4 protein-coding genes are annotated in these 5,517 nt (G+C 28.9%); 2 read left to right on the top strand and 2 right to left on the bottom strand.

Annotated elements, in window-relative coordinates:
* Positions 1–1,013 (bottom strand): hypothetical protein (locus tag AB1Z17_RS07160; protein ID WP_368051116.1); only part of this gene is annotated, 1,013 nt, incomplete at its 3' end.
* A 163-nt stretch (positions 1,014–1,176) separates the two neighbouring features.
* On the opposite strand from AB1Z17_RS07160, the gene AB1Z17_RS07165 reads away from it, so the two are divergent.
* Positions 1,177–2,802 (top strand): ABC-F family ATP-binding cassette domain-containing protein, encoded by a 1,626-nt coding sequence (locus AB1Z17_RS07165; RefSeq protein ID WP_368051117.1) that lies wholly within the window; start codon positions 1,177–1,179, stop codon positions 2,800–2,802.
* 213 nt (positions 2,803–3,015) lie between these two features.
* On the opposite strand, the gene AB1Z17_RS07170 is transcribed toward AB1Z17_RS07165, so the two are convergent.
* On the bottom strand, positions 3,016–4,236 hold the full coding sequence (locus AB1Z17_RS07170; protein ID WP_368051118.1) for an exo-beta-N-acetylmuramidase NamZ domain-containing protein: 1,221 nt from the start codon (positions 4,234–4,236) through the stop codon (positions 3,016–3,018).
* A gap of 17 nt (positions 4,237–4,253) precedes the next feature.
* Between AB1Z17_RS07170 and AB1Z17_RS07175 the strand changes: the two genes are divergently transcribed.
* The gene (locus AB1Z17_RS07175) at positions 4,254–5,489 is read left to right on the top strand and encodes an ABC transporter permease (protein WP_368051119.1); all 1,236 of its coding nucleotides are present in this window, start codon (positions 4,254–4,256) and stop codon (positions 5,487–5,489) included.
* Positions 5,490–5,517: the final 28 nt, after the last annotated feature.

The following is a 5,517-nucleotide window of genomic DNA, read 5'->3' on the forward strand; positions in this document are numbered from 1 at the left end:
GATTCAATTTTAAAATCTTGTAACGGTTCTTTATTCAAAACAAATTCACTATCGTTTACTAAATTATTTACCTGAGTTAAATAGATTTCATCTGTACAATTGTCTAAAAATATTTTTAGGGTTTCTTTATTAATTGAACAGGTGGACTCACTTTTTAAAAAATCTTCTACAACTATACTTTTTAATAATGTATTTTTAAATTCTTCAAGTTTTACATTTTCAACTATCGCATTTAATAGATTAATTGTAATGTCTGTTTTAGTACTATCCTTTTCTTTTTCCTGGTAGCTTAAATTAAATAAATAATTAACTACATAATTTCTGTAAGGATAAAATGATAAGAGATTAGCTTCATTTAAACTAATATCCTTTCTAAACTGATAAAAATTCTCTGAAATAGTTGGGAAATTTTCTAATTTATGAACTTTTTTATGGTAATATGGGTAAATTTCTTTCAACCTATAAAGCGGATAATGAATTGCAGTGCTCGTTAATTGTTGAAAACCTTCTGTAATATTTTCTTTATTCTTAGAAAACTCATTATAAATATGTTCTCTTTCTTTGGCTAGTGAATCTATTTTAAATTGAAAATTAATTTCATTTAAATTAAAATACTTGAACATTTCTTCTTCTTCTTTCTCATTTTGTAAAAATAGATTTATTAAAAACTCATTTTTACTGCTTCCTCTACCTGTATAAACTATAGATTCATCAAAATCCCATGTGTTAAGTCGTACTAAAATACTATCGTTAGGTTCTAAATAAATATATTGAAATTCGTTTCCGTGCTTAAATGTATATAGACCTTCAGAAAAAGTTTTATACTCAGCAATAAACCTATTGTTCTCTTTAAGAGTTAAGGTATCAATAATAATATCATTTTTTAATAAGAGTACAAAGTTTGTTCTAGGATTAATAATTTGTCCACCAAAATAGGTTAATGAAGTATCTTTTTTAGTTGTATTACAGCTAAAAAGAAAAAGGGTTAATATGCTACCTATTATGTATTTCATTGAAAAATATTAATCACAAAAATACATACAACTTTAGGTTTTGCTTGTTAAGATGGTGTTAAATAAAATTTAGAAATATCATAAAAATATTACTATTAATTAAATGGTTTATAATAAATCTATTTTAGTACTTTTGCAGCGAATTAAAAAAAAATAATATTAAATGCTTTCAGTATCAAATTTATCTGTTCAATTTGGCAAACGTGTTTTGTTTGATGATGTAAACACAAAATTTACAATTGGAAATTGTTATGGAATAATTGGCGCAAACGGGTCGGGTAAATCTACATTTCTAAAAATTATATCCGATAAAATAGAACCTACTTCTGGTCAAATCCATTTAGAACCAGGAAAAAGAATGTCTGTATTATCTCAAGACCATTATGCTTTTGACGAATTTCCTGTTTTAAATGCCGTAATGTTAGGAAATAAGAAGTTATATGATTTAAAAAATGAAATGGATGCTATTTATGCTAAAGAAGATTTTTCTGAAGCTGATGGTATAAAAGCCGGTGAACTCGGTGCCGAATTTGAAGAAATGGGTGGTTGGAATGCAGAAAGTGAAGCAGCAACCTTATTATCTTCTTTAGGAATTAAAGAAGAATTACACTATACTTTAATGTCGGAATTAGATGGTAAATCTAAAATTAGAGTGTTGTTAGCGCAGGCTTTATTTGGTAATCCAGATGTTCTAATAATGGATGAGCCAACAAACGATTTGGATTTTGAAACTATTGGATGGTTAGAAAACTTTTTAGCAAATTACGATAATACGGTAATAGTTGTTTCACATGACCGTCACTTTTTAGATGCAGTTTGTACGCATATTTCTGATATTGATTTTGGAAAAATAACGCATTACTCTGGTAATTATTCTTTCTGGTACGAATCAAGTCAATTAGCGGCTAAACAAAGAGCACAGCAAAGTAAAAAGGCTGAAGATAAAAAGAAAGAATTGGAAGAATTTATCCGTAGATTTTCTGCAAATGTTGCTAAATCTAAGCAAGCAACAAGTCGTAAAAAAATGATTGACAGACTTAATATTGATGAAATAAAACCATCGAGTAGAAGGTATCCTGCAATTATTTTTGAACGTGAAAGAGAAGCTGGAGATCAAATATTAAATGTTGAGCATTTATCTAAAGCAACAGAAGACGAAGTTTTATTTAATGATATACACTTTAATTTAAATAAGGGAGATAAGGTAGCGTTAATATCAAAAAACTCAAGAGCAGTTTCTGCTTTTTATGAGATTTTAAATAGCAACGCACAAGCAGATTCTGGAAAATTTCAATGGGGAGTTACAACAACACAATCTTATTTACCGCTTGATAACTCAGAATTTTTTACAGATGCTAGTTTAAACTTAGTAGATTGGTTACGACAATATGCTAAAACAGAAGAAGAGCGCGAAGAAGTTTATTTAAGAGGATTTTTAGGTAAAATGATTTTTAGTGGAGAAGAAGCCTTGAAAAAATGTAATGTGCTTTCCGGAGGGGAAAAAGTGAGGTGTATGATGAGTAGAATGATGATGATGAGAGCTAATGTGTTAATGTTAGACGAACCTACAAATCATTTAGATTTAGAAACCATTCAAGCGTTTAATAACTCTTTAAGTAATTTTAAAGGAACGGTTATTTTTACAACTCATGACCACGAATTTGCACAAACTGTTGCAAACAGAGTTATAGAGATTACGCCTAAAGGTGTGATAGACAGATATACTACTTTTGATGAATATTTAGACGATCCTAAAATAAAGGAGTTAAGAGAAAAAATGTATAAATAATATTGTTTAAAGTTGAAAAGTTTCTCGTGAAAGATGAGAAGTCTTTCGAAATACATCATTCGAATAGCTTTTACTATAGAACAATTTTATATAAATAAAACTGCGGTAATTTTTACTAAGTAAAAATTACCGCAGTTTTTTGTTTTGGTGGCAGAGCGAACCTTGCCTGCCGGCAGGTAGGGTTGAAGAAGCTATTAATCTACAAAATCAACCTTACTCATACATCAAATACTTCAATCTAACTTTTTTAAAATCTTCAATAGCTGGTTGCCAAGAATCGTGAATTTCTTTAACCGATAACCCGTTTTTTATTTGTTGTTCTAGTTCTAAATTTCCAGCGTGAACAGTAAAAGTAGCTCCAAAGAATTTTTCAGTTTTAGGAGTTTTGTTATAAGCATCAATTAAATATTTAATTGTTACTGAATTTAATCGTTCCACATTTTTTAAATCTACACCATAACACAGTTTATATTTATGTTTTGGATATTTAGATCCAAAATTTGGTTTTGGTGTATAACTAAATTCAGTTTTAGGAAAAAATGGAGCACCATATTGTTGAAACTGATTTTCTGTTCCACGTCCAGCATTTATTGTGGTGCCTTCAAAAAAACCTAAACTAGGGTATAAGTTTATAGATTGGTCGTTTGGTAAATTTGGGGAAGGTCTAATAGGTAAATGATATGGAGTTTGGTGTGTGTAATTTTTTAGGGGAATTACAGTTAAATCGCATTTCACGTTATTTTTTAGCCAATTTTCGCCATTTATCATTTGTGCATATTCTCCAATCGTCATTCCATAAACCAACGGAACTGGATGCATACCAACAAAACTTTTATGTTCCATTTTTAAAGTTGGTCCGTCAACATAATGTGCATTTGGATTTGGTCTGTCTAAAACTAACACTGGAATTCCATTTTCGCCACAGGCTTCCATAATATAATGCAAAGTAGAAATATAGGTGTAAAAACGCACGCCAACATCTTGAATATCAAAAACAACTAACTCAATTCCAATCAATTGTTCGGCAGTTGGCTTTTTGTTTTTACCGTATAATGAAATAATAGGAATTCCTGTTTTTTTATCAATTCCATTTGCAACAGCTTCACTTGCATCTGCATTTCCTCTAAAACCATGTTCAGGTGAAAAAACTTTTTTAATAGTTGTATTTAATTTGTGTAAACTATCAACTAAATGTGTACAGTTTTCTTTTTTAAATAGTACTGAAGTTTGATTGGCAACAATAGCAATATTTTTCTGCTTTAAAATAGATAGATACCGTTCGGTTTGTTGTGCTCCAGTTAAAATTTCTTTTGAAGAAACAGCAACGGTTTTTAATGCAGTTGAATTATTATTAGCAGTATTTGTTTGACCGCAAGAAATCAAACTAAAAAACAACAAAAAAACTAAGAAGAAATATGTATTTTTGGACGACATAGAAATTTTAGATAAAATTGAATTACGAATTATTTATTGCAAAACGTATTATTGCTGCAAAGCAATACAAAAGTAGTATTTCATCGCCAATAATAAAAATTGCAATTAGCGCAATTGCAATCGGCATTATTGTTATGATGATTGCCATTGCTACTGGTTTTGGACTACAAGAAAAAATACGAGAAAAATTATCAGGTTTTAACGGTCATATTCAGATTACAAATTTTGATAATAATAATTCTGAAATCACTTTAAATCCAGTTTCAAAAAACCAGGATTTTTACCCTAAGTTTACCAATATTACCAATATTGAAAATGTGCAAATTTTTGCAACAAAAGGTGGGATAATTAGAACCGAAACCGATTTTGAAGGAATTATTTTAAAAGGAGTTGCAAAAGATTATAATTGGACATTTTTTAATGAATACTTAGTTGAGGGCACTTTGTCAGATTTTAATAATGATGTTACAAATGATGTTTTAATCTCTAAAGAAATTTCTAATAGGTTACATATAAATTTAGGAGATTCGTTTAATATTTTGTTCGTAAAGGAAGATCCTTCCAAAGCGCCTTGGATTAGAGTAGTTAAAGCTGTTGGGATTTATAATTCTGGTTTTCAGGAATTTGATGAGAATTTTGTGATTGGTGATATTCGTCATATTCAAAAAATGAACCGTTGGACAGAGGATCAAGTTGGTGGGTTTGAAGTATTGATTACTAATTTTGATGAAATTGATTTAAAGAGTAATCAAATTTATAAAGAAACTGCTTCAACCTTAAATAGTCAAAGTATTATTGAAAAATACCCTGGAATTTTTGAATGGATAAGTCTTTTTGATAATAATATCTACCTTATTATTGTAATTATGATTCTTGTTGCAGGAATAAATATGATAACAGCGTTGCTAGTTTTAATTCTAGAAAGAACTCAAATGATAGGTATTTTAAAAGCCTTAGGAAGTACTAGTGTAAGTATTAGAAAAGTGTTTTTATACAATGCTGCTTACCTAGTTTTAAAAGGACTTTTTTGGGGAAATTTAATAGGATTAAGTATTTTATTAGCTCAAAAATATGTGGGATTTATAACATTAAATCCAGAAACATATTATGTAAGTGAAGCTCCTGTCTATATAGATTTTTGGTATATACTTTTACTGAATTTGAGCACTCTTTTATTATGCTTATTAATGCTAATTGTGCCAACGTTATTAATTGCCAAAATAGATCCAGTTAAATCAATTAAGTTTGAATAAGAATTAATTTTAGTGTTCTTAATAAGCA

The organism is Lutibacter sp., assembly GCF_040883305.1.
Classification (GTDB): Bacteria; Bacteroidota; Bacteroidia; order Flavobacteriales; family Flavobacteriaceae; genus Lutibacter.